Annotated in this window: 20 protein-coding genes; 11 read left to right on the top strand and 9 right to left on the bottom strand. The window is 43.2% G+C overall.

All coding sequences use genetic code 11. The annotated features are described in order from the left end of the window. The first annotated feature begins 10 nt into the window (after positions 1-10). Positions 11-2,008 (top strand): WG repeat-containing protein, encoded by a 1,998-nt coding sequence (locus tag F8C82_RS03200; RefSeq protein ID WP_151691988.1) that lies wholly within the window; start codon positions 11-13, stop codon positions 2,006-2,008. Between the two features lie 56 nt (positions 2,009-2,064). Beyond that, on the top strand, positions 2,065-3,969 hold the full coding sequence (locus F8C82_RS03195; protein ID WP_151691987.1) for a WG repeat-containing protein: 1,905 nt from the start codon (positions 2,065-2,067) through the stop codon (positions 3,967-3,969). A gap of 287 nt (positions 3,970-4,256) precedes the next feature. On the opposite strand, the gene F8C82_RS03190 is transcribed toward F8C82_RS03195, so the two are convergent. Further along, complete coding sequence (locus tag F8C82_RS03190) at positions 4,257-5,153, bottom strand: hypothetical protein (protein WP_151691986.1); 897 nt, start codon at positions 5,151-5,153, stop codon at positions 4,257-4,259. After that, the gene (locus F8C82_RS03185) at positions 5,150-7,102 is read right to left on the bottom strand and encodes a T9SS type A sorting domain-containing protein (protein ID WP_151691985.1); all 1,953 of its coding nucleotides are present in this window, start codon (positions 7,100-7,102) and stop codon (positions 5,150-5,152) included. Before F8C82_RS03185 ends, F8C82_RS03190 begins: the two co-directional genes overlap by 4 nt. 352 nt (positions 7,103-7,454) lie before the next feature. Here F8C82_RS03185 and F8C82_RS03180 point away from each other — a divergent pair, with 352 nt between their 5' ends. Then, positions 7,455-7,991, top strand: a complete 537-nt coding sequence (locus F8C82_RS03180) for a DUF1697 domain-containing protein (RefSeq protein ID WP_151691984.1) — start codon at positions 7,455-7,457, stop codon at positions 7,989-7,991. A 13-nt stretch (positions 7,992-8,004) separates the two neighbouring features. Here the strand turns inward: F8C82_RS03180 and F8C82_RS03175 are convergent, their stop codons facing one another. The 7 genes from F8C82_RS03175 to F8C82_RS03145 form a co-directional block, all read right to left on the bottom strand. Then, a complete protein-coding gene (locus tag F8C82_RS03175) occupies positions 8,005-8,835 on the bottom strand; it encodes a hypothetical protein (protein ID WP_151691983.1) in 831 nt (276 codons plus the stop codon). Positions 8,836-8,891: 56 nt separating this feature from the next. Next, positions 8,892-9,932, bottom strand: coding sequence for an o-succinylbenzoate synthase (locus F8C82_RS03170; protein ID WP_151691982.1), 1,041 nt, complete (start codon positions 9,930-9,932; stop codon positions 8,892-8,894). Positions 9,933-9,955: 23 nt separating this feature from the next. Beyond that, positions 9,956-10,864 carry a 1,4-dihydroxy-2-naphthoate octaprenyltransferase gene (gene menA / locus F8C82_RS03165; RefSeq protein ID WP_151691981.1) on the bottom strand — a complete coding sequence of 303 codons (909 nt, stop codon included), beginning with the start codon at positions 10,862-10,864 and terminating at the stop codon, positions 9,956-9,958. 43 nt (positions 10,865-10,907) lie between these two features. Next, positions 10,908-12,593, bottom strand: a complete 1,686-nt coding sequence (gene menD, locus F8C82_RS03160; protein ID WP_151691980.1) for a 2-succinyl-5-enolpyruvyl-6-hydroxy-3-cyclohexene-1-carboxylic-acid synthase — start codon at positions 12,591-12,593, stop codon at positions 10,908-10,910. Between the two features lie 9 nt (positions 12,594-12,602). Next, on the bottom strand, positions 12,603-13,514 hold the full coding sequence (locus F8C82_RS03155; protein WP_170266136.1) for a chorismate-binding protein: 912 nt from the start codon (positions 13,512-13,514) through the stop codon (positions 12,603-12,605). A 67-nt stretch (positions 13,515-13,581) separates the two neighbouring features. Next, a complete protein-coding gene (locus tag F8C82_RS03150) occupies positions 13,582-14,013 on the bottom strand; it encodes a PaaI family thioesterase (RefSeq protein ID WP_151691978.1) in 432 nt (143 codons plus the stop codon). A gap of 36 nt (positions 14,014-14,049) precedes the next feature. Beyond that, on the bottom strand, positions 14,050-14,232 hold the full coding sequence (locus F8C82_RS03145) for a hypothetical protein (protein WP_151691977.1): 183 nt from the start codon (positions 14,230-14,232) through the stop codon (positions 14,050-14,052). A gap of 253 nt (positions 14,233-14,485) precedes the next feature. Between F8C82_RS03145 and F8C82_RS03140 the strand changes: the two genes are divergently transcribed. The 8 genes from F8C82_RS03140 (at position 14,486) to F8C82_RS14945 (ending at position 22,605) form a co-directional block, all read left to right on the top strand. After that, complete coding sequence (locus tag F8C82_RS03140; protein ID WP_151691976.1) at positions 14,486-16,243, top strand: hypothetical protein; 1,758 nt, start codon at positions 14,486-14,488, stop codon at positions 16,241-16,243. A gap of 865 nt (positions 16,244-17,108) precedes the next feature. Continuing rightward, positions 17,109-19,049, top strand: a complete 1,941-nt coding sequence (gene thrS / locus F8C82_RS03135; RefSeq protein WP_151691975.1) for a threonine--tRNA ligase — start codon at positions 17,109-17,111, stop codon at positions 19,047-19,049. A gap of 94 nt (positions 19,050-19,143) precedes the next feature. Continuing rightward, positions 19,144-19,641 carry a translation initiation factor IF-3 gene (gene infC, locus F8C82_RS03130; protein ID WP_151691974.1) on the top strand — a complete coding sequence of 166 codons (498 nt, stop codon included), beginning with the start codon at positions 19,144-19,146 and terminating at the stop codon, positions 19,639-19,641. 34 nt (positions 19,642-19,675) lie between these two features. Next, positions 19,676-19,870, top strand: a complete 195-nt coding sequence (gene rpmI / locus F8C82_RS03125; RefSeq protein ID WP_151691973.1) for a 50S ribosomal protein L35 — start codon at positions 19,676-19,678, stop codon at positions 19,868-19,870. Between the two features lie 108 nt (positions 19,871-19,978). Further along, a complete protein-coding gene (gene rplT, locus F8C82_RS03120; RefSeq protein WP_151691972.1) occupies positions 19,979-20,323 on the top strand; it encodes a 50S ribosomal protein L20 in 345 nt (114 codons plus the stop codon). 226 nt (positions 20,324-20,549) lie between these two features. Further along, complete coding sequence (locus F8C82_RS03115; RefSeq protein WP_151691971.1) at positions 20,550-20,921, top strand: VOC family protein; 372 nt, start codon at positions 20,550-20,552, stop codon at positions 20,919-20,921. 330 nt (positions 20,922-21,251) lie between these two features. Then, complete coding sequence (locus F8C82_RS03110; RefSeq protein ID WP_151691970.1) at positions 21,252-22,277, top strand: radical SAM/SPASM domain-containing protein; 1,026 nt, start codon at positions 21,252-21,254, stop codon at positions 22,275-22,277. A gap of 193 nt (positions 22,278-22,470) precedes the next feature. Then, the gene (locus tag F8C82_RS14945; protein ID WP_262714039.1) at positions 22,471-22,605 is read left to right on the top strand and encodes an LA_2272 family surface repeat-containing protein; all 135 of its coding nucleotides are present in this window, start codon (positions 22,471-22,473) and stop codon (positions 22,603-22,605) included. The last annotated feature ends 98 nt before the right edge of the window (positions 22,606-22,703 follow it).

Raw genomic sequence — 22,703 nt, 5'->3', positions numbered from 1 at the left:
ACCTTCTCTCATGAAACTCACTTTCCTCAGCTTATTCTACTTCGTAACTTCACTCTCCGTTTACTCTTACCAGTCACTTCAAATTTCAGATTCAGGACGTTACAAAATTGAAATTGAAGGCAAAATTGGATTCACAAACTCAAGAGGTGAGCTCATCATCCATCCTCAATTTGACGATGCGTCCAACTTTGATAGCTACTTCGCTTTTGTTCAGAAAAGTGGTCGATTCGGTGTAATAGACACCAACGGTAGATATCTCGTACCTGCAATTTTCGATCTCATTTCAGAAGACCAATTCAATAATCATTGGGAAGCATTCATAGGTGAGCAATTGTACACAATTGGAGAAGACTGGAAGATTTATAGAATTGACTCTAATCTTCGCAAACACTTATCGTATCCACTATATTCAAACAATTACCCAGAAGATCCAGACTACCTTGTAAGATACGATTCCGAAGAATTAGTAATACACGATTGGACAGGTCAAAAACTTGCAAGCATTCCAAAAAACGAGGAGTTTATTGGACATAATGAGTTACTGGTTTTCCCCTATCACCAACCGCAAAAACACTTCGTAAACAGAATTACAGGAACAAGTACTGTACTGCATCTACCAGGCAACCTTAAATGGTCATACGATTCTGAGTATATACTCCATATTGAAGAGAGTGATACTCTCACTCATATCAATATTCTCAACTTCGAAGGGGAATGGGTAGACTCAATGACCACAATCTCTTCAAACCTCCTTGAACTCGAGCTACACGGAGATTTCCTCTTCTTTAAGAAGAAACAAATTAGAGAAGCAGTATGGAATGTTAAACGAATTGGATCGAGCGGCTTCTATCTTGTATCGCCAGAGGCACGAGTACTTTATGCGATAGGCGAATTGATAGTTATAGAGTATTCCGCTGACTCCATCCGCTCAATACGAATAGGCGACGAGTCGGCAGAAAGACTCTATTTCAACAATATGGATTGGACGGAACAAAGACAGATGACACCCAATCTATTTACCTCTGGATTTGAATGGTTTAGTAAAGGAAATTCCCTACTCTGTCTAAATCAAAATGGAGAAGTTGTTCAGGAACGGAAGTGTGATTTTAGAATTGAACGGATTGCTGGCCAGTTCTTAATTTTTTCCAACGACTCCAATGACTTAATTTCCATAGGTGATCTGCAAGGAAATTGGCAAACACCTTTTATCTATGATATTGTCGAATTTGATAAAGACTACATAGAAGTCGAATCCACCGGATTCACTGGTCACCAATACATTCTGGCAGATGGTAGCATGGTTCGAAATGCATCTACAAACCCTGAGCCATCCAGAAAACTGAATATTAACTACCGTATAATAAATCAAGTACAATTATTCTCTAGCGTATTTGATTCAAGCAGTTCGAGAAGGGCGCCATCAGAAAAATTCTACTACCCCATTAATAAAAAAGAGTTTGAAGACACTCTATTGTTACTCATATCAGAACCCTGCTTTAGGTGGGATAAGGACACTAACATCTTGGCAAGAAGAGTGGAATTTATAAATAATACAAGCGACACAGTCTTCTTAGCTAAACATAATCTGGCTGTTTATCAAACTATACAAGCGCAAACAGAAAACGGTGATTGGAAAGACATTCAACACACTCCAAATTCGGGATGTGGGAATTCCTACTCAACCTCATTTTTACCTCCACAATTTGCTTGGAGTTGGCTAATTCCGGAATTTGAAGGAGGAGTTGAAACGGAGATGAGAGTCAGTTTAAGTCATTTATATTTCAAACCTTCTCCTAATACTTCACAAGATGATTTAATGTTTGAATATACCTATCCAAGCAACGATAGCTTGAATTACTTTCCATCCGACACCGAAACAAAGAATCATATTCCGGCCTTGGATTCCCGTGAGCATTCAATTCAAAGCACGTCGTTTAAAGGGAGAATAAATCCAGTTCAGTTCTGGAAATTCTCAATTCGCCAACCATATGGATTCTTCCGATACTAGACAGGAAATTTTCGGAACGATACTTGCCTCCCATCCTTCCAAACTACATCTTCAAGATGAAACGCATTACACTACTCGCCTTTTTCCTTGTTCTCAGCACAGTGCTCAGCGCCCAGTTGCTCTTCCCAATTTGCGGGGAGAATGGGAAGTGGGGATACATGAATGAAGAGGGAGAGTGGGTGATTCATCCTAGATTTCACAAGGCCTATGACTTTTCAGAAGGTCTTGCGGCCGTTCGAGAAGGAGGTTATTACGGATTCATCAACTCCAACGGAAACTGGGTATTTCAACCCAAATTTGAATTCGCCCGTCCTTTCAAAGATGGACGAGCTATTGTCTATGAATCGGAAAAACCTTCGGTACTCCTGCGAAATGGTGAATTCCTCTACCGCAATGTCCACCAAGCGATTGAATACGCAAACTCCGATGTCCTTCTTGTAGTGTTGAATCCCTCCATGGATTTGGTGTTACTGAATAACGAAAATGAGATCATACACTCTGCCACCGGAGGATCTGCTTACGCCATTTTACCTCATTTATTTGTGGTGAGCTATAGAAATGAAGAGGAAATAACCGAATCACGACTCATCAATGATGAAGGCGAAGTTCTATACACGAAACAACCCAACGACGAATTTTATTCAGCCGGAGATCGAATGTTGATTGCGCGTTCCTCCGATGCTTTTATAGAAGTTGACATCCTTGACGAAGAAGGCCATGTAACGGGCACCTTTAACAACTCTATTCTCGATGCTTACTCATACGTACACGAACTTCATTTCAATGACGATAAGGCCATAACCCGCATCTATTTGGAAGACCGTCCTCCCTCAGAAAACACCAACAACTCGGCAACGATTCTTGCCATCTTAGAAGACGACGGTACGTTTACACCCTTTCCAGACTCCATTAAAATGGCTACTGGAATAGTTGACAACCGCATGTTAGTGCGCAACAGTGAACACGACTGGTGGTTGTGTGACGAAGATTTTGACAAGGTTGGAAATTTCGTTTTTGATGGGTTTATCATTCCGATTAATCAACAGCAGTTTGCTACTCCTCCGTTTACGGGTGGATATACAGGAGCCATGTATAAGGATGAATGGTATTCTGTAAATGAGAATGGACGAATATCGAACCGAATGACATTTAGCAATTTTGCCGATCCCCACGTTCTCAATGAAGGTGTGATTCGCTTCTCAAGAAACACCTCTGACTTTCACCTTCGTGCTTCGAAACGATTGTATGGCTTATGGGATCTTACTTCAGGCAACCTAGTGCCCGCGGAGTACGACATCATCACTCCTACTCCCCTCTCCAATAAGTGGTATGCTGCCACACAAGATGTGAAAAGCGGTTTCATAAAGACGGATAACACCCGATTGGGCTTTTTGCACGACGTTCCTTATTCCCCCGTAAACGTTGATCATCACATCCGAATGCTGCGATTTAACCCTCCCATACGTCCTGATAGCGCTAGCAGAGCCATGTACAGCATGGATGGCCATTTTGAATACGTTGAAGCCCCTAAAAAACGTGAGCTTTACTTGGAATTATGGTCTCCTCCCACCGAGTTAAAATCCAGTGGAATGATGGTTCATATTGTGAATGGAATGCATTCGAGTGATGCAAACCTTCGTTCACTAGATGGCGAATTATTCATTTCTATTGAAGCCAAAGATGCTAGTGGAAACTGGAGGCAAATCACCCACTTTCCAACATCTTGGTGTGGCAATTCACGTTATCCCTTGCGCATCCCTCCCAAGCATCGTGCAACGTACATCTTTCCAGAATTTGAAGGTCAACTTGAAACCGAATTGAGAGTTGCACTTACAGGCATTCTCGAAGAGACAGATGACAGCGATGGGTTCAGCAGACCAGCAACTACCATCTACAGCGATACATTTACAGGACACATCAACCCTGCACAACTTTGGCGTTCACAAGTAGCAGTACCTTGAGGACATGAAAACATCCATCTTCTCTGAGGCATCAGTGTTGGGAAACACAAGAAAATCCCTATGTCACCGCTGAGAGAATGCTATGAATCTGCGGGACTTCAGTACGTCTAATTGAAAATCTATAGTGGAAATGTGGTGTTTCAAACGAATCCAGACATCACCACCATTGTATTGGAAAAAATCATTTTGGTACACCAAGAGATAGGCATCGACTTGTAGTTGTATTACCCTCCATTACTCGACACACCGCTTAAACTAAACCCTCTTCATTATCAATCGAATAGACTTTATCTCCCAAATCTGTAACATATGAGAAGTCCGACATGCAGATTATCCATATGAGAGGTGACCTTTTCAAAATGCGTAGAAGAATTGTTATTCGATGATGTCTCACCGTCAAACACATAGAAAATTTCTTTCTTTGATAACGATGGCATTTCATCTGATCCATTGAGAATGTACGAGTTACGATTCATCTCTTGGTACTGCATATAATGACGTTCAAAACGTGCTGTAATGCCTAAACCTATTCCTTGACGATTCTTATTAGGAAACCACAGGTAATTCAGTCCAAAACCCCAATTTATACCGCCAGCAGTCCAAGTGAAGCTTTCCTCGGAGTTGACTTCCATCTCATTCGAACCATTATGTTCGACATAATGGTAAGTATAGTCGTCATTTACGCTCATCCAAGAATACCCTACGTATCCCATAAGTCTCAGAGTGTGGGACTTTGAGATATTCCATCGTTCATGAAAGAAATCCCATCCGAATTGAGTTTGTACGGAGTTGAATGCTATCTCAAGCGAGCGACTATAACTTTCTCCAAGTCCCGTTGATCGATTATATACCCTTGGTTTAGCATTCGGTACGAATCCAGTTTTATATCCCAATCCAAACGTATAACCATCTTCATGAGTGAATTGAAAATTAATTCCCAAATCAATCCTACCCTGAGAACGTATCCAAATTCCTCGGTAATCATGCGCAAATAAATACTGAGAAGTGTCGTAAGGAACTTGAAATGGACTTTGCAAATAGTTCTTCTCTGAAGGAAGCTGATCATCTAAGGCCAAGTTGCTTGGACCAATATCAAAACCTACCTCAACGTTCCATGGATTATGGAATTGAGCCAAACAGATACTAGGAAATAAAAGTAAAGCCGTGGCTAAAGTTCTAATCATAGAACAATTCTTTCAACAATGTACTCTCCATTATGGAGTAGGACCTTAACAATATAAACACCTTGAGCCAATTTCGAATTTTGCATGCTCAAGATATGAGAGTCAGCGTGGTTTGAAGATATTAATCTGCCATCGAGTGTAAAAATATCTACCCGATCCATTTGATTATCTGTGTTGATATAGATTGAACCATTCAAAACTTGAATTGAACCGAAATCGTGTTTTCCCACGCATTGTGTTATTTCAACGGCATCAATAGTTTGACAATAACCTGAGACCAAGTCTACATAAACAAGTGAATATGTTCCCGGACCATTAACCGTTACAGAACTAGAGTTTGTAGAACCCGGAATGTCTACACCATTTAGTCGCCATCTAGATTCCACGTTAGGAAACAGTTGAACTAAATTGGGGTATGTTGCATCGTGAATTGTGAATGATTGTCTACAGTATTCTAATGAATTTGCTACGATCCGTGGTACTAGTCTTTCGTTAGGGCGATACTCTAAGCTTTTACAACGACACGTCTCGTCTCCTTCAACCTCTCCGGCGTTCTCGCGTACTCTACTTATCTGTCTAGTAGATGAATTAATGTAAGCTGGAATCCCACTTGAATGAAGTGTAAGCGTAATGGGATATGCGTTATACCATCTAAAGACACCACCATAGTTGAGCAGATTTGCAATATCTGTTTGAACGTTTGCAATTCCAATTTTGGAATAATCTTCTGAATACCACCAGAATCCATAATCTTCATTACAACATTGCCCTTCAGAAATTGGGGTCATTTCATCGCTGTAACCGATGTCGTGAAATCCAACAACATGAGTGGCCTGATAGGTGCTACCGAAATCAATATCTACATGTCCAGAAGTTCCACTTCCGTCAGCGTAGACTTTGGCTTGTCCAACATGTAGAATAACCTTCGGGATGTTCGACTTGAGATAAGTTATAGAAGAATATGCTCTATTTCCCGAACCAGGTAATGAACTCGTGTAAATTGAATACTTAGTGCCTAATCCGTTTAGGGCGTTGGATAAATCACTTAAGTTCGAAACAGGAAATGAAGGTGGGGGGGATGCGCCTACATTTCCAGTACTATCTTTTTTTACAATAGCTCCAGTAGGTGATATCGTGGCAATACCGTAAATGGTTTTTGCAAGTTCTCCTCCGAATTTAAGGTAGCCCTTCCAATTAGGATTAATCCATGCTTTCCAATAGCCATTGTAAATTTCGAAGCTCTTGACATCTAACTCTGAGAAAATGTTCTGACCATTGATATTCGGCTCGAGATCAAGAACCAAAGTAGAAAATCCAAAATCTAATTCTCCTGCTCTGCCATGGCTCGTAAACAAACCATAAGATCTGGAGTCATAGTTATAATTGTAGTAAGCGCGACTCGAGACGCGAAGAGGCTTCTCACAAAAACACTCACTATTGCGATAAAATAATTGTGTGCAAAGATTTAATAGTTCTACTTGAATCAAAGATTCTTTGATTTCAATAGAAGTGTTAAAGGCTCCGTCATCCCAATAGAAGTACAAATCGAGATTCATACCAGGACCATCCATTAAGCGTGTCGTTTTTCGATAAGCTCCTCCAAACCAGTCACCGTCATCGACTACTTCATGGTTGTCCGTCCATTGATTTGGGTCGATTGTACGATATGAATACACTATGTTAGGTCGGATCGTCGCACAAATACAATCTGAACCGGTTTTCGAAAACGTTACATTGAATTGATTGAGGAATTCTTGTACTTCACCCTGTGGAAGTTCTGAACTTGCTAGGAAATGATCTAGAGGTATTTCTTCTATAGCAAGCCATGCTTTTATTCTTTCGTATAGTTGCGGTGATACTGAGATCACACCATTAGGTGATTCAGAAAGCACTTCAGCACCTAGGGCGTGAGATCTTTCTTGTTCTTGAGCAAAGCAAACTACAGACATTCCCAGAAAAAATGAATACAGCAGAGAATTTAGAACATTAATCTTCATCGTTGTAATGAGTCAAGCTGAAGTTGATTTTCGGAAATTATTTATTCTCACGTAATTATGAACTGAAAAAAGTTTCAATACTTACTGATATGTTTCCCTCCTAAGCATCAAGCAACGTACATTTTTCCAGAATTTGAAGGTCAATTTGAAACCGAATTGAGAGTTGCACTTACGGGCATTCTCGAAGAGACAGATGACAGCGATGGGTTTAACAGACCGGCAACTACCATCTACAGCGATACATTTACAGGACACATCAACCCTGCACAACTTTGGCGTTCACAATTAGCAGTACCTTGAGGACATGAAAACATTCATCCATCTTCTCCGAGGTATCAATGTTGGCGGGCATAAGAAAATACCAATGGCTCAACTCCGTGAATGCTACGAATCCATCGGGTTACATAATGTGAAAACGTACATCCAGAGTGGAAATGCCGTTTTTCAATCGGAAGACGAAGTTTTAAAGAGTGATCTTGAGAATGCCATTCTAGGAAGCACCGGATTTGAAGTTCCAACCATGTTGTTTTCGCCTGAAGAATGGAAAAGTGTTCAGTCGGATATGAACACGGTATTTGTCCAACTTCCCGAAGATCACAAAGCCTACATCACCTTACTCGAAACAGCACCAAGTGCAACAGAAGTGAACCGATTGCGAGAAAAGCTCGGATTAGAAGAATCGCTAAAAGTGGTTGGCAGAGCCGTGTACCTATCCTATCCGAAATCGCTTGCGAAGCCATCTATCAACAACAATGTTCTAGAAAAGATTCTGGGACAGCGTGCTACCACGAGGAATCAAAACACAGTGAATGCACTGGCTAAAATGATTGAGCAACTCTAGTCATTCGAATACTTCACTCCAACGTGTAAAACAATCCAAATTGGATAGAAAGCTCTGAGACCTTTAAAACATCCTTCTCAATATCATCAACTTGAGTACCGCTCATATAGTGATATCGGATATTCGTCCCATCTTTTACATCATACTGACCCGATGATAATTCTGTGCGATAGACTTCGTCCAATTCATAGGAGTATCCTTGAAAGACTCCAAATCCTATGAAATAGCCAAAGCGGGGAACAATGGTTTGCCCCCAACGAATCGACAAAGAGTGCTGAAAATTAAATTCAGATGATTCTAATGCTTCATGCGGTTTTTCGTCGGTCATATCCATTAAGGTGGACTCCAGCTTCCAAGTCCTATTGCCAGCATAGATCTTAAAAACAAGTTCCAAATCGAACTCTTCATCACTTAAAAAATCAACCCCTAGCCCCAAACCTCCGGCCTTATACGTCATACTTTCGCTTACCTGCAATTTATTAAGTGGCGTATTTCCGTTGTAGGTAGACGGTCCGAAGAAATCAGAATAGTATTCACCTTCGCTGTACATCACATCTGTTTCAAGAAAAAACCTGCTCGATGAAATTGGAAAATGGAAACCAATGGAATATGAATTCGTGAGGTATCGATTCTCAAATGGTCGTGAATACTCCGCATTTGTAACTCCTTCCAATTGAAAGGGAATAACTAAAAAGTCTTCATAATTCGCTGCATTAAACTCTCTTTGAAATCCTGCATTTCCAGACGTATAGGAAATTCGGACATCCATTTTATCGTGCGAAATAAAAGGTTGAGAATAGGAAATAGCAGGAATAAACAGAGCGAAAACGAGGAGCTTTTTCATAACTGAGGTTTGAGTAGTTCAAAATACAACTCTCCCATCAAAGATCACTCCACACGCTAAAGATCGAACAAGCTCAAATCCCAATCGCGTTGAACCTTAACCAAATGGCCTTTGTAAATGTAGAGTGGACCTTCTATGTTATTGGTGTAGAGTGAACCTGTTCCTAATCCTTGAGCCATTTCCACGCCCAGAGTACTGGTCCATTCGGCAATGGCATTCAATCCTATGTTTGATTCGAGAGCAGAAGTCACCCACCATCCGATGTCAGCCTTCTCTGCTCGAGTAATCCAATCTCTACTTCCTGTCCACCCGCCAATAAAGGAAGGTTTTAGAATGATGAACTGAGGCTTAATGGTATCCAACAAAAGCTGACGTTTCTCGTAGTCGTGTACTCCGATAAGCTCTTCATCCAACGCAATTGCCACAGGTGTACTGGCGCAAAGTTTTGCCATTTCATCCCATTGTCCCGCTTTAATAGGCTGCTCAATACTGTGTATATCCAGAGCTTTGAGTTGTTCAAGGACAGGCATCACATTCTCTGGTGTAAAAGCACCATTGGCATCTACCCTCAATTCGAGTTCTTCTGCTGAATATCTAGATCGAATAGACTGTAAAATCTGATGTTCTGTATCCCAATCAATAGCACCAATTTTCATTTTCAAACAACGAAATCCGGCTTCAATCTTCTCATCAACTTGCTTTCGCATAAAATCCTCATCCCCCATCCAGATCAATCCATTAATAGGTTGACCTTCCTCTCCTCTACTGTAAAAAGTATCGAAGAGAGAAAGTGGTTCGGACGTATTCAAATCGCGAACAGCCTGCTCCAAACCGAACTGGATAGATGGGAATTCAGCCAAGCGAGGATACCAGTACTTCATCCCTTTGTTGACGTACTTACAAACCTCATCCAACTTGGTTTCATATTCAGGGACATCGTCAGGACTCAATCCACGAAGCAATCCACATTCACCAATGCCATACTTCCCTTCTTCTCTTACGATAATGAAGAACGTTTCTTTTGTGGTGAGCACACCTCGGCTGGTGCCTGCTGGTTGACGAAACTGTAATTCGTGTTTGATCCATCTAGCCTTCATATTCAATATCAGATTTAGTCGGCTTACAAGAAGCTGTGAAGATTAATACCCACACCTGCTATAAGTGCATAGAGCAAGGTACCTATGGCCAGTGGTTTTAGTAGTGGATCAAACTCATCCGCCGATTTGGCCTTCATGGCTTTTTGGCGTTGTATAATGATCAATGGAGACACTAGTATGAATAACCATGCTCCCATGGTTTCTGTTTGAAAATAGACGTATAACGCCATACTGACCAATGAACCAAAGAGCAGTAAGGTATGATAGCGTTTTGCTGCAGTCAATCCTATTCGAACTGGAACAGTGATTTTGCCAGCCGCTACGTCGTTTTTCATATCGCGCATATTGTTCAGATTCAATACGCCCATGGCCAACATTCCTATAGAAGAAGCTGGCAATAATATCCAAAAGTTGAGGAGATTAGTCTGCAGGTAAAAACTTCCCATCACGCCAATCCATCCAAAGAAAATCAACACATAAACATCGCCATATCCCTTGTAACCATAAGCTTTTCCCCCTACAGTGTAACGTATAGCTGAAGAAACGGCTCCCGTATTCAGGAGTAAAAACAAGTAAAACACCCACGTTTCGGTGTGTCGAGTTCCGATATAACTCAACCATGCCCCACACAGCCACGCAGCGATAGCGACCAACCAGACGGCATTGCGCATGGCATTGGCAGAAATTTCACCCGATGCAACGGCGCGCTTCTCTCCTTGTCGAATATCATCCGTCCCCTTTACCCCATCTCCATAATCGTTCGCATAATTGCTCAAGACTTGATATAACAATGTGGTAACAAGCGACCAAATGAGAATGCTCCATTCAAAACTTCCTTTTGAATGCGCCAAGAAGTTCCCCAAAAAAATACAGGAAAATGCTAGTGGTAAAGTTCGGAGTCGGGCCGCAGCCACCCACGATTTAGCGGACATAGGTAGAAATTATGCCTCGAAAATACGGAAACAAGACGGGGTATCAAGCCTCTTCCCGAAGGAAGCTGAAATACGATTTGAGTACGTCTGCGTTCTTCTCTCCTGGCGTATACACTTCTAGCAACCTCGGACCATCTCCTTCTTGAAGCAACCAGGAGAGCCCCTCAAGCCACTCTTCTTCAACTCTTACCTCTCGGTGATTCAATCCGTACGATTCTGCAATACCCTTGGCAGAAGTGGCGTGCTTCGTTTCAAAATACTCCTCTAGTGCATCGGTGGAACTCGGTCCTTGAATAAATCGAAATATCCCCCCTCCGCCATTGTGAATAAGGAGAATACGCATGGAAGGTGGAACTACTTTGTTAAAGAATGCATTGGAATCATAAAAGAAACTAACATCACCTGTCAGTAGCAAAACAGGCTCTTTACTCGCCCAAGCCATTCCTACAGCGGTACTTGAACTTCCGTCAATTCCTGCGGTTCCTCTATTACTGAAGTGCAGGTTTTCTCTGCCGTCATCAAAGAGCTGAACATATCGAATAACCGATGAGTTGGCTATTTGAAGTTTCCAATCCGACGGAATGCGTTTTAGCGTATCTCGAAAAAGATAGAAATCACTGAAAGGAGCTGAAACGGCATATCGATTATGAGCTTCTCTTCGCTTCTGGGCGACTTCCATCCATGTGGATCTATACGCGCTATTTGAAGGTTGAATATTGGGAAGAAAATGAGATAAAAATTCTTCAGGTCGAGCAATCACACCATGGGTGAGAGCCCGATAGGTGTCGGGCTGAGGCCATTTGAAATCCACGTGAATGTGATACTTCGGTGGATTCTTGCGAAGGAGGGCTTTCACCTTCTTCGAGACAATCGCTCCTCCAAAAGTGAGAAGCACATCGGGCACCAAGTCATCGAGATCTGTATCTGACAACGTATTGATTACTCGATCAATATGACCAATAGTGGCTTCTTCTGGCAAATTAGTTGTCGACTCTGTCCAAATCAAAGTACTTCCATCTTTTGCCAATTGATGAATGGCATCGGCCCAATGAGGACCTGGAAGTAATTGTCCCACAAGAACCCACTTCTTTGAGGCCGTATTCCAGATATCAATCACCTCCGCCAGTTCGGTCTTCGACAATTGTGGTCGACCGCCAACTACCGCAATTTTCTTCGGAATGAAACGCTCTTCCGTAAGTCCGTACAAGGGCTCTTCAAACGGCAAATTCACGTGAATTGGACCTTCTCGCAAGGCCGCCATACTCAGTGCTTCATTCAGAATTCTGTCGTTGTAAGCACGATCGGCTTCACTCGGACTATCCACCAACAGATTGGCTTCTGCCACCACGTGTTCTCGGTATAAACCCTCCTGACGAATGGTTTGTCCTTCGCCTTGATCTACCCATTCTCGTGGACGATCAGCGGTGAGAAGAACCAAGGGTAACCGCTGATAGAATGCCTCCACCACAGCAGGCAAATAATTGGCTGCTGCAGAACCAGAAGTACAACAAACCGCAACGGGTTCTCTCCGCTCTTGAATCACACCCAAGGCGAAAAACGCAGCACTTCGCTCATCTGGAATGATGACCTTTTCAAAACGATCATCGCGTTGAAAGGCAATCACCAAGGGGGCATTTCGAGATCCGGGTGAAAACACCACCGTTCGAATACCATGGAAATAGGCGATTTCGAGAAGGGACTGTACGTTCCGCTTATCGGAGTAATTCATGAGGGATAGTTATTCCTGAGTAATAACGCTTTTGAGAGTATTCAGTTTAATCACTGTTTCCTCCCATTCGGCTTCGGGATCCGACAAAGCCGTAATTCCTCCACCAGCGTATAAAGCTACACGCTTTTGCCCAACCTGCATACATCGAAGATTTACATAAAATCTGGAGTTCTCTTCGGATGTCCACCCTAAATACCCTGCGTAGAGCTCTCGGTTGAAATTCTCGAGTGCGTCAATAATGGACAAGGCATCGCGTTTGGGCATTCCGCACACAGCAGGGGTTGGATGGAGCGAATGTGCCCAGTCCACAGGAGTCCCTTCATTGGGCAATCCCGCAGTGATACGGGTAATCAAGTGTTGAACGGGACCTGCTGCAATTATTTCAGGACCTTTGGCATCTACCTTAGCAGACCCCAACTGAAGCAGCGTATCGTTGATCGATTCTGTGACCGCCAACTGTTCATCGTACTCTTTTTCAGTAAACTCAGGTCCATCAGGTTTACGCGTCCCCGCAAGAGCCATGGTATAAATGGCGTGCTCATCTGACGTTAACAGCGTTTCTGGAGTAGCTCCCATCCATAGTCGGCCTTCAATAAAAAGGGCATAAACAATAGCTTGCGGATAAGCATTTACTAGTTTTTGGAAAGTGGACGCATAGTCTAGCTCCATTTCCAAATCTTCTCTTCGTGCAATGACCACTTTTCGCAGATGATTCTGAACAATCTGCTTTACAGCTGCTCGCACTCGCTCTATGTGCGCTTCCTTAGAATCGGAATGAACATCCGCCAGCTCATGGATATTTTGGGCGTTGATAGAAGGCCAAAGTTCCGCAGCATCCAATGGACCTTCGGCATGAAAAGTAGTGGCACGCCCTATGAATGGACTCACGTGAACTTTCGTATCACCTAGTCGCTCTGGCACATCTTCCGAAAGCTTCCACCCTTGAGTGGGCAGACCGGGGATGCGCCAAATTAGGATATTACTATGTTCACTTTTGCTTGCTGGCACGAGGAACAATCATATTAGTCATCTTGCAAAAAGAAATCAACTTGCCGTTTTCATCCTCCACCTTCATTTCCCAGAGATGGGTAGATCGTCCTTTGTGGATAATCTTTCCGGTACAATACACCATCCCTTTGGTAATACTTCTCACGTGGTTTGCAGAAATCTCTATTCCTACCGCCACATACTTATCGGGATCATCTACAAACATCATTGAGGCTCCACTTCCTAAAGATTCACAAAGGGCTACTGTAGCACCTCCATGTAACAATCCTACAGGTTGATGAACGCGAGAATTCACAGGCATAGAGGCCTTCACCCAATCCTCACCGAAGTCAATGTATTTTATTTCAAGCGTTTCCATCAAAGTATTTGTTGAAATCGCATTGAAATGTGCTAGTTTCTCTTCTTTAGTCATAGTGCAAAGATACCACGCTGAGAACAAATATCAGCCCTAAGCTCCCATTGCCCTTAATCCTTCATACACTAAAAATGCAGGCCAAACGAAGGCTTTGAATACACCGAGTACCCCCATCCAAAAAGAGGTTGCTGCTTGGATGTAGTACACCATGGCGCCAATCATCCCTAAGCCGTAAACCGCACCAGAAGTTCCGGATTTCTTCACTTTATCTTTCATAATTTCTATAGGTTGTGTTTTGATTATTAGGCCTATACAAGTTCGGAAAAACGAAGGACAAAGCGTCGAAACTAAGTGGAAGAATGATGCAAAACCCGTTTAAGAATTTGCAATACCAGAACTTTTCTTTTTCCAGTTAACGAAGGGTTGAAGTGAGAGATCGAAAAGCCTGATCGAGTAAACGAGAAAATTTCTTCTATAAAGAAATACGATTCACTTTACTTCATTCGTTCCAAGTGAAACCTTTCTCGCTATGAAAATTCACTCTCTTCTCAGAATGTCGGCTTTTTGCCTTCTCCTATTCCCGTCTTGTCAATCTTCAGAGAATCCCAATACTGAAGAAGTAGTTGAACCTACTGAAGTTGAATCCGTCGACTATGCCGATAACCTTCTAGCTCACCTCCCTAAAAATGAGATCTCTGAGCACGCCATTCATGCATCAAGTGGCGGTAAGATTGAATTGAAAAGCGGTGTAGAAATCGAAGTACCTAAAAACGCATTTGCCGACGCCAGCGGAAACCTCATTGAAGGAACAGTAACGCTGTATGTAGAGGACATGACTTCCCTTTCTGCTGTTCTGAATTCAAACATTACCATGACAGCGAAAAGTCCAGATGGAACCCTAGGAAGTTTTCAAACTGCCGGGATGATTTCTATCACTTCAGACCCCAACATTACGATTGCCGATGGTAAATCCTTGTCCATTCAGCTACCCGCTGATTCCAAAGACGACTACCCCCTTTGGAGATTTGATGCAGAATCCGGTGAATGGATACAGATTTCAACATCCACACAGGTATCCACCACCACAACCACGCAGCCTTCGCAAACCGATAAAGATGAGAGTATTGTGGAAATCCCTCCATTGAGTACAGCGGGTATTTGGGATATTGTGGTTGACCCCCGTGGTCAACCTCGCACCTGTGCCACTGAGGTGTTCGAAGACATCTTCGTATACTATCCAGCAACTTGCATGAGTCAGTTTCACAATGAACGCCCAGTGGAATGGCAAGAGTACAATGCCAACAATGCTTTGAGCATTCGAATGGATATAAGCAAGGCCATGACACATTGGGAATTTGCCAATTTTCGACCCATGTACTTTTCTGCGGTTGACGAGGAGAACCTCAAACGATCTATGCGATTGAGTACCAACTATCTTCAATTCAGAAAAACGCCTGAAGGACATTATGAAATGTACTCCTACAACCGAAGAAACGACGGTGACTCCGTATTGGTAGAAGTGATTCCAAACTATACACCAAACCAACGTCGACATGCGATGGAGGTTCAGCAGAGCATCCACAACAAATGGCGATGTGATAGTGCATTGATGGTCCTCTCCGACCGACTTGTTAAAGTGGCGAAGAAAGAATACAACGGTGATAAATGGAGCACCGACTTAACGCGAACGTCTGCCTTTGTCAATAATATCATCAATGGAGATAAATATGGAAATGAATATCGCCTTTCCGTCCAATTTGTATTAGGGAAATACCCAGAATCCTATCGCAGGATTAATGATCCAGCTGCTTATTATGCGCAAGTAAGACGCGAGAATAGCAAATGGACTCGTTATTCTGATTCGATTCGAGAATACAGAGAGCGCATCACTCAAAGGATGGATCGCGTCTCTGAAACCCTCTCAAGGAATTTTGACATCAATACCTTTGGTATATTCAATTGCGACCGATTCTACCGCGTGCCTTCTAGCGATTTTACCGTACAGTTCACCAATGTCAATGGCCAACACCTAGACATCACCTATTTGCGATTAATAGATGCCAGCGACAATGCCATTGTGGATCAGAACATCAATAAAACAGGGGTTCAAGTAATGAAGCTAGGAACGGATACCCGCTTCACCTTCATTGCTTTAGGCCGTGACAACCAAGCCTATCACGGTGAAATAAACACTTCTAACTTCTCTGATTCAGGAGTCAATTCATTCATATGTGAACCAGTGGGTCCAGATGGAATTGACACATCCAAGCTTGTAGCATCCAACTAAGCGACATTATCATTCCGTTGAATATGAACTGCTTCGCTCTCCTCCCGTTCCCTCTTCGGTTGTTTTTGCCAACTAAACCGTAATAAAATGTCAGTTACCAGAAGTATCCGCCATCCGTCACCCAACCCCGTAAACCTCTAAAACACCTTAAACCCATTAACCCCTCCTAACTAGCCCTAGGTAGCGTCGTTCCTCCTCACCATCGGGCTAACGGAGTTACCGCCGCTGGCGGTTATCAATGAAACGGTTACTGACTCAAGTCATCCGTCACCCGTCACCCGTCACCCGCCATCCGTCTTCCAACCCCGCAAACCTCTAAAACACCGTAAACCCATTAACCCCTCCTAACTAGCCCTAGGTAGCGTCGTTCCTCCTCACCATCGGGCTAACGGAGTTACCGCCGCTGGCAGTTATCAATGAAACGGTTACTGACTCAAGTCATCCGTCATCCGTCACCCGTCTTCCAACATCTTAAACATCTTAAACATCTTAAACCCCTTAAACTCATTAAACGCATTCAACACCCATCACCTAAAACCAACACCTCGAACACCCACGCGAAAGGATTCGCGCGGTAGAAAGGAAATGTAGATTTCATCTGTCATCCAACATCCATCACCCGTCATCCGCCATCCGTCACCCATCACCCGCCATCCGTCACCCATCACCCGTCATCCAACATCCATCAACCTACATCCATCAACCGTCACCCGACATCCAACCCCTTAAACCTCTAAAACACCTTAAACCCAACACCCTCAACCCTTATCCCCACAATTCCTCACACCCTCACCAAAAAAACCTTTCCCACCTCTAATCTTCCCACTACCTTTGTGCTTTACCTTCACTCGTAACGAAGAAGAGCATGATCAAAGTAACTTTACCCGACGGGTCTGTAAAAGAAATGCCCGTTGGAAGCAGCGCCATGGATGTGGCGAAAGACATCAGCCACGGTTTGGCTAGAAATGTACTTAGCGGAACCTACAATGGAGAAACCATCGAATTGATGGAACCTTTAGATGGCGATGGAGAACTCACGCTATTTACGTGGGATCAAGAAGAAGGAAAACGTGCATTCTGGCACTCGTCTGCCCACGTACTTGCACAAACCCTACTTCATTTTTATCCGAACATCAAACTCACCATCGGACCTCCCATTGAAAATGGATTCTACTACGACGTAGATTTCAATGGCGTTTCTATTGGAGAAGCTGATTTTCCGAAGATTGAGAAGCAAATGCTTGAATTCGCCAGACAGAAGTCGGAATTCAAAATGCGTTCAGTTACCAAGGCTGAAGCTTTGGAAGAATACAAGGACAACGAATACAAGACGGAATTGATCCAGAACTTGGAGGATGGAACCATCACTTTCTGCGATCACGCCAACTTTACCGATCTATGTAGAGGCGGTCACATCCCAAACACCGGTTACATCAAATCAGTGAAAGTGATGAACTTGGCCGGTGCCTACTGGAGAGGTAACGAAAACAACCCACAGCTTACTCGTGTCTATGCCATTTCCTTTCCGAAGGCAAGCATGTTAACCGAGTACTTGGAGTTGCTGGAAGAGGCTAAAAAGCGCGATCACCGCAAGTTAGGTAAGGAACTTGAACTCTTTACTTTCTCTCAGCGAGTGGGTCAAGGTTTGCCATTGTGGTTACCAAAAGGTGCAGCCCTTCGCGAGCGTTTGGAGCAATTCCTCAAACGCGCTCAGAAGAAGGCTGGATACCAACAAGTGATCACTCCGCACATTGGAAACAAGGAGTTGTATGTAACCTCTGGCCATTATGCGAAGTACGGCAAGGACAGCTTCCAACCAATTCACACCCCAGAAGAAGGCGAAGAGTACTTGTTGAAACCGATGAACTGTCCACATCACTGTGAAATTTACAAGTCATCCCCACACTCGTACCGCGACCTCCCTCTTCGTTTAGCGGAATTTGGAACCGTGTACCGCTACGAGCAAAGCGGCGAACTTCACGGTCTCACTCGTGTGAGAGGTTTTACTCAAGATGATGCACACATCTTCTGTACACCGGATCAGTTGAAGGATGAATTCAAGAAAGTAATTGATCTTGTACTTTATATCCTCAAAACTCTTGATTTTGAAAACTTTACTGCTCAAGTATCGTTAAGAGATACAGAGAACCGCGAGAAGTACATCGGATCGGACGAAAACTGGGAGAAAGCAGAACGCGCCATTATTGAAGCTGCCGAAGAGAAGAAACTCAATACGGTTGTAGAATATGGTGAAGCAGCTTTCTACGGTCCAAAGCTCGACTTCATGGTGAAAGATGCATTAGGCAGAAGTTGGCAGTTGGGTACAATTCAGGTAGATTACAACCTACCCGAGCGTTTTGAATTGGAATACAAAGGGAGCGACAACGAACTCCACAGACCGGTGATGATTCACAGAGCACCATTCGGATCTATGGAAAGATTTGTGGCTGTGTTACTTGAGCATTGCGGAGGAAACTTCCCACTTTGGTTGATGCCAGAGCAAGTTGCCATCCTTCCAATTTCAGATAAGTATCAGGACTACAGCGTTAAAGTTTCGAAATTGCTTGAAAATTACGATATTCGCGCCCTGATTGACGACAGAAGTGAGAAGATCGGAAGAAAGATCCGAGACGCTGAAGTCAAGAAGATTCCATACATGTTGATTGTAGGAGAAAAGGAAGCCGAAAGCGGAATGCTCGCTGTTCGTCGACATGGAGAAGGAGATATTGGAACCATGAGTGTGGAAGAATTCGCCAAAGTGGTTTCAACCGAAGTTGAAGAAAAGCTAGCTTCATTTGAAGACTAACTTACTGAATAAAAAGAAGTTAAATTAAAATCTTAGAACTCTGAGGAGACCAAGAAGAGCCCCACAGCGCGTACAAAGACAGGAAGATCTTCACTTGACAAATGAGAAGATCCGAGTGCCTAAAGTACGTGTGATACAAGAAGGAGCAGAACCCCAAATCATGGCTACGCGCGACGCGTTGTCACTTGCAAAAGAGCAAGACTTAGACTTGGTGATGATCACTGAAAAGGCAGATCCACCAGTTGTACGTATCATCGACTACAAGAAATTCTTGTACGACCAGAAGAAGAAGCAGAAGGAAATTCAGCAGAAAGCTCAGAAGGTCACCGTAAAAGAAATTCGATTTGGTCCGAATACTGACGACCACGATTACGAGTTTAAGCTCAAGCACGCACGCAAGTTTTTGGAAGAAGGTGCAAAGCTTAAGGCTTTTGTATTCTTTAAGGGACGTTCCATCGTGTACAAGGACAAGGGAGAGATTCTCTTGTTGCGTCTAGCTCAGGATCTAGAAGACGTGGGAAAGGTTGAACAACTTCCTAAGCTTGAAGGAAAGCGTATGATTATGTTCATCGGATCCAAGAAAAAGAAATAAGCAAACTGTAAGTCTCGCGATAAACTGTAGGATTATGCCGAAAATGAAAACTAAGTCTAGTGCTAAGAAGCGTTTCAAGCTCACTGGTACTGGCAAGATTAAGCGCAAGCACGCTTTCAAAAGTCACATTTTGACCAAGAAAGCAACTGACCGTAAGCGTCGTTTGACGGATGCTACTTTGGTAGACAAAGCCGACGTAAAATCAATTAAGCAGCAGCTCGTTATCTGATCTGATTTCAGGTACGAATTGCCTGGTTCATCTCATTAAACCCTGTGTTGTCGCTCCTAAAAGTTTCTCTGGAAACGGAGAACGCGCCTCACAAAAAATGATCAAATTATGCCAAGAAGTGTAAATCACGTTGCATCTCGCGCTCGCAGAAAGCGCCTTATGGAACTATCAAAAGGTTACTTCGGACGTCGTAAGAACGTTTGGACAGTAGCCAAAAACGCGGTTGAAAAGGGTCTTGTTTACTCTTATAGAGACCGTCGTAACAAAAAACGCACATTCCGTGCATTGTGGATCGCGCGTATTAACGCTGGTGCACGTTTGAACGGTATGTCTTACAGCGTTTTCATGGGTAAAGTAAAAGCTGCTGGTATCGAGCTTAACCGTAAGGTTCTAGCCGATCTAGCGATGAACAACCCAGAAGCTTTCAAAGCAATCGTTGAGAAAGTAAAATAAACACTCCGCAAGACTTACAGTGAAGCCCCACCAAATTGGTGGGGCTTTTTTTGTTGGGGGTTGGTTGTTTTAGGAGTTTGAAGGGTTTTAGAGGTTTTAGAGGTTTGAGGAGTTTTAGAGGTTTGAGGGGTTGGATGACGGGTGACGGATGGGGGGTGTTGAAGTCTAAGCTCTGAAGACTGCCATCAATTCCGTAATTTTATAAATCATAATCAAAAACCAACACATGAAACTCGGAGCATTTTCTATCAGTCTATCTGTAAAAGACATTCACGAGTCTAAAGCCTTTTATGAGAAACTAGGTTTCACGTATAAAGGAGGCAATATTGATCAAAATTGGATCGTACTGAAAAATGAAAATGCCGTGATTGGTCTTTTCCAAGGGATGTTTGAAGGAAACATTCTCACCTTCAACCCTGGATGGGATAGCGATGCTCAGAACCTTGAAGAATTTGACGATGTGCGCGCTATTCAAGAGCACCTAAAGAAGCATGGTATTCCTTTGACCGCTGAAGCCGATTCCAACACCTCAGGCCCCGCTCATATCACCATGAAAGATCCAGATGGGAACGCCATTCTTATTGATCAACATCGATAGGATCTTCTGAATCCCCCCTCTCCCATTCTAGCCGTTGGATGATAGTCGTACTCTCCCGATCAATATGACTGCCTTTTCATGAAGCTCAGAATGCTGGGAAATCTCCACCCGAAAACAATCCGGAGATTCAAGCGATACATTCGCTCTAATTAGATTCTCCGTTTCTATGGTGAATAATTTGGATGACAATGCGCTCAATGGATTTGATGAACATAGTTTTCCCTTGGCAGAGCCTCGGATACTGGAATTGAGAGTCTCACGTCCAAGTCCTGCCAAAATTACTTTCCACATCTTCGTTCCCCCTTTGATAATTTTTCATCTTTGTCCTCAATGAAAGCAGCCAAACTTCACAATCTAACTGGCTTGATTCGAAAATTGAGTCCAGCCAAAATTTGGAACGGTATTCAACTGATTTCTGGGTACTATGCCTCCCGAATCACCAAGAAGCCTATTCAGTGGGGAGAGCCATTCAGCCTCAGCATTGAACCAACCACCGCTTGCAACTTAGGCTGCCCTGAGTGTCCCAGTGGCTTGAAGCAATTCAGTAGACCTACGGGGAACTTGCGAATGGATCTCTTCCAAAAAATCATTGATCAGGTATCGAAGAAACTCATCTACCTTACCTTCTATTTCCAAGGAGAACCTTTTATCAATAAGCAGTTTTTGAAGATGGTGAAATATGCCTCCGACAAAGGTATTTTCACCTCAACCTCTACCAATGCCCATTTCATCAGTCCAAAGGTGGCCGATGAAATTGTAGAATCAGGACTGGATCGATTGATCGTAAGTGTGGATGGAACCACGCAAGAAACCTATGAGATGTATCGCTATCACGGCACGCTTGATAAAGTTCTAGAAGGAACAGCCAATGTGATTGAAGCGAAGAAACGCCTCAAGTCAAATGCTCCAGAGATCATTTTCCAATTTTTGGTAGTGAAGCACAACGAGCATCAAATTGACGACCTGCACGCATTGGCGAAAAAGATGGGTGTAGATAAAGTGGCGCTCAAAACCGCTCAAATCTACGACTATAAAAACGGGAGTCCACTGCTTCCATCCGACCAAAAATACAGTCGTTACAAGCAAAACCCCGACGGAACCTATAGCATCAAAAGCAAGCTGCACAATCACTGTTGGAGATTGTGGCATTCTGCTGTTGTTACTTGGGATGGCGACATCGTTCCATGCTGTTTTGACAAAGATGCCAAGTACAAAATGGGTACTTTGAAGGATCACACTTTTCAAGATATCTGGTACGATAAAACTTACCAGAATTTTAGAAATAGCATCATTCAGTCTCGTCAAAACATCGACATCTGTCAGAACTGTACCGAGGGAAGTAAGGTTTGGATTTAACCTGTAGAATGAATGCTACCATGGAGATACAATTGCGAAATCTCCAATGAACCGTACAGAAGTACCCTTGTAATCCTAGCAGCCCTAATTACTGGAGAACTCGCAGCGTTTCCCTTAAATGTTCCTAAGGAAGTGCAATGATGATCTGCACGAAATGGCAACCTCAGACTTTGGTGTAATGCCCCAGGTAAGGATGAACATAGAATTAGCATTAGATGGAGTTCAGATTGGACTTTACAACATGGCTATAGAATTGAGAGGATTCCAATTTGGATTGTGGAACGTGAATGGCAAACGATCCCTGCCATTGATCAATGGGCAGTTCTAGCTCCTCGGTTACTTCTCATCAGATCGAAATGTGATTATCGATTAACTAAGAGTAATCCGCAGTACTCACTTCTATGGATGTATTGCCCCTTTTTATTT

It is taken from the genome of Phaeocystidibacter marisrubri, assembly GCF_008933165.1.
GTDB lineage: Bacteria > Bacteroidota > Bacteroidia > Flavobacteriales > Schleiferiaceae > Phaeocystidibacter > Phaeocystidibacter marisrubri.
The sequence above is the reverse complement of the archived record's forward strand: the minus strand, read 5'-3'. Positions and strand labels throughout refer to the sequence as shown.

What these genes read in the sequence shown, in the direction of transcription:
- F8C82_RS03200 (WP_151691988.1), top strand. Translation starts at nt 11, where the DNA reads ATGAAACTCACTTTCCTCAGCTTATTCTACTTCGTAACTTCACTCTCC.
- F8C82_RS03195 (WP_151691987.1), top strand. Translation starts at nt 2,065, where the DNA reads ATGAAACGCATTACACTACTCGCCTTTTTCCTTGTTCTCAGCACAGTG.
- F8C82_RS03190 (WP_151691986.1), bottom strand. Translation starts at nt 5,153, where the DNA reads ATGATTAGAACTTTAGCCACGGCTTTACTTTTATTTCCTAGTATCTGT.
- F8C82_RS03185 (WP_151691985.1), bottom strand. Translation starts at nt 7,102, where the DNA reads ATGTCTGTAGTTTGCTTTGCTCAAGAACAAGAAAGATCTCACGCCCTA.
- F8C82_RS03180 (WP_151691984.1), top strand. Translation starts at nt 7,455, where the DNA reads ATGAAAACATTCATCCATCTTCTCCGAGGTATCAATGTTGGCGGGCAT.
- F8C82_RS03175 (WP_151691983.1), bottom strand. Translation starts at nt 8,835, where the DNA reads ATGAAAAAGCTCCTCGTTTTCGCTCTGTTTATTCCTGCTATTTCCTAT.
- F8C82_RS03170 (WP_151691982.1), bottom strand. Translation starts at nt 9,932, where the DNA reads ATGAAGGCTAGATGGATCAAACACGAATTACAGTTTCGTCAACCAGCA.
- menA (WP_151691981.1), bottom strand. Translation starts at nt 10,864, where the DNA reads ATGTCCGCTAAATCGTGGGTGGCTGCGGCCCGACTCCGAACTTTACCA.
- menD (WP_151691980.1), bottom strand. Translation starts at nt 12,593, where the DNA reads ATGAATTACTCCGATAAGCGGAACGTACAGTCCCTTCTCGAAATCGCC.
- F8C82_RS03150 (WP_151691978.1), bottom strand. Translation starts at nt 14,013, where the DNA reads ATGACTAAAGAAGAGAAACTAGCACATTTCAATGCGATTTCAACAAAT.
- F8C82_RS03145 (WP_151691977.1), bottom strand. Translation starts at nt 14,232, where the DNA reads ATGAAAGATAAAGTGAAGAAATCCGGAACTTCTGGTGCGGTTTACGGC.
- F8C82_RS03140 (WP_151691976.1), top strand. Translation starts at nt 14,486, where the DNA reads ATGAAAATTCACTCTCTTCTCAGAATGTCGGCTTTTTGCCTTCTCCTA.
- thrS (WP_151691975.1), top strand. Translation starts at nt 17,109, where the DNA reads ATGATCAAAGTAACTTTACCCGACGGGTCTGTAAAAGAAATGCCCGTT.
- rpmI (WP_151691973.1), top strand. Translation starts at nt 19,676, where the DNA reads ATGCCGAAAATGAAAACTAAGTCTAGTGCTAAGAAGCGTTTCAAGCTC.
- rplT (WP_151691972.1), top strand. Translation starts at nt 19,979, where the DNA reads ATGCCAAGAAGTGTAAATCACGTTGCATCTCGCGCTCGCAGAAAGCGC.
- F8C82_RS03115 (WP_151691971.1), top strand. Translation starts at nt 20,550, where the DNA reads ATGAAACTCGGAGCATTTTCTATCAGTCTATCTGTAAAAGACATTCAC.
- F8C82_RS03110 (WP_151691970.1), top strand. Translation starts at nt 21,252, where the DNA reads ATGAAAGCAGCCAAACTTCACAATCTAACTGGCTTGATTCGAAAATTG.
- F8C82_RS14945 (WP_262714039.1), top strand. Translation starts at nt 22,471, where the DNA reads ATGAACATAGAATTAGCATTAGATGGAGTTCAGATTGGACTTTACAAC.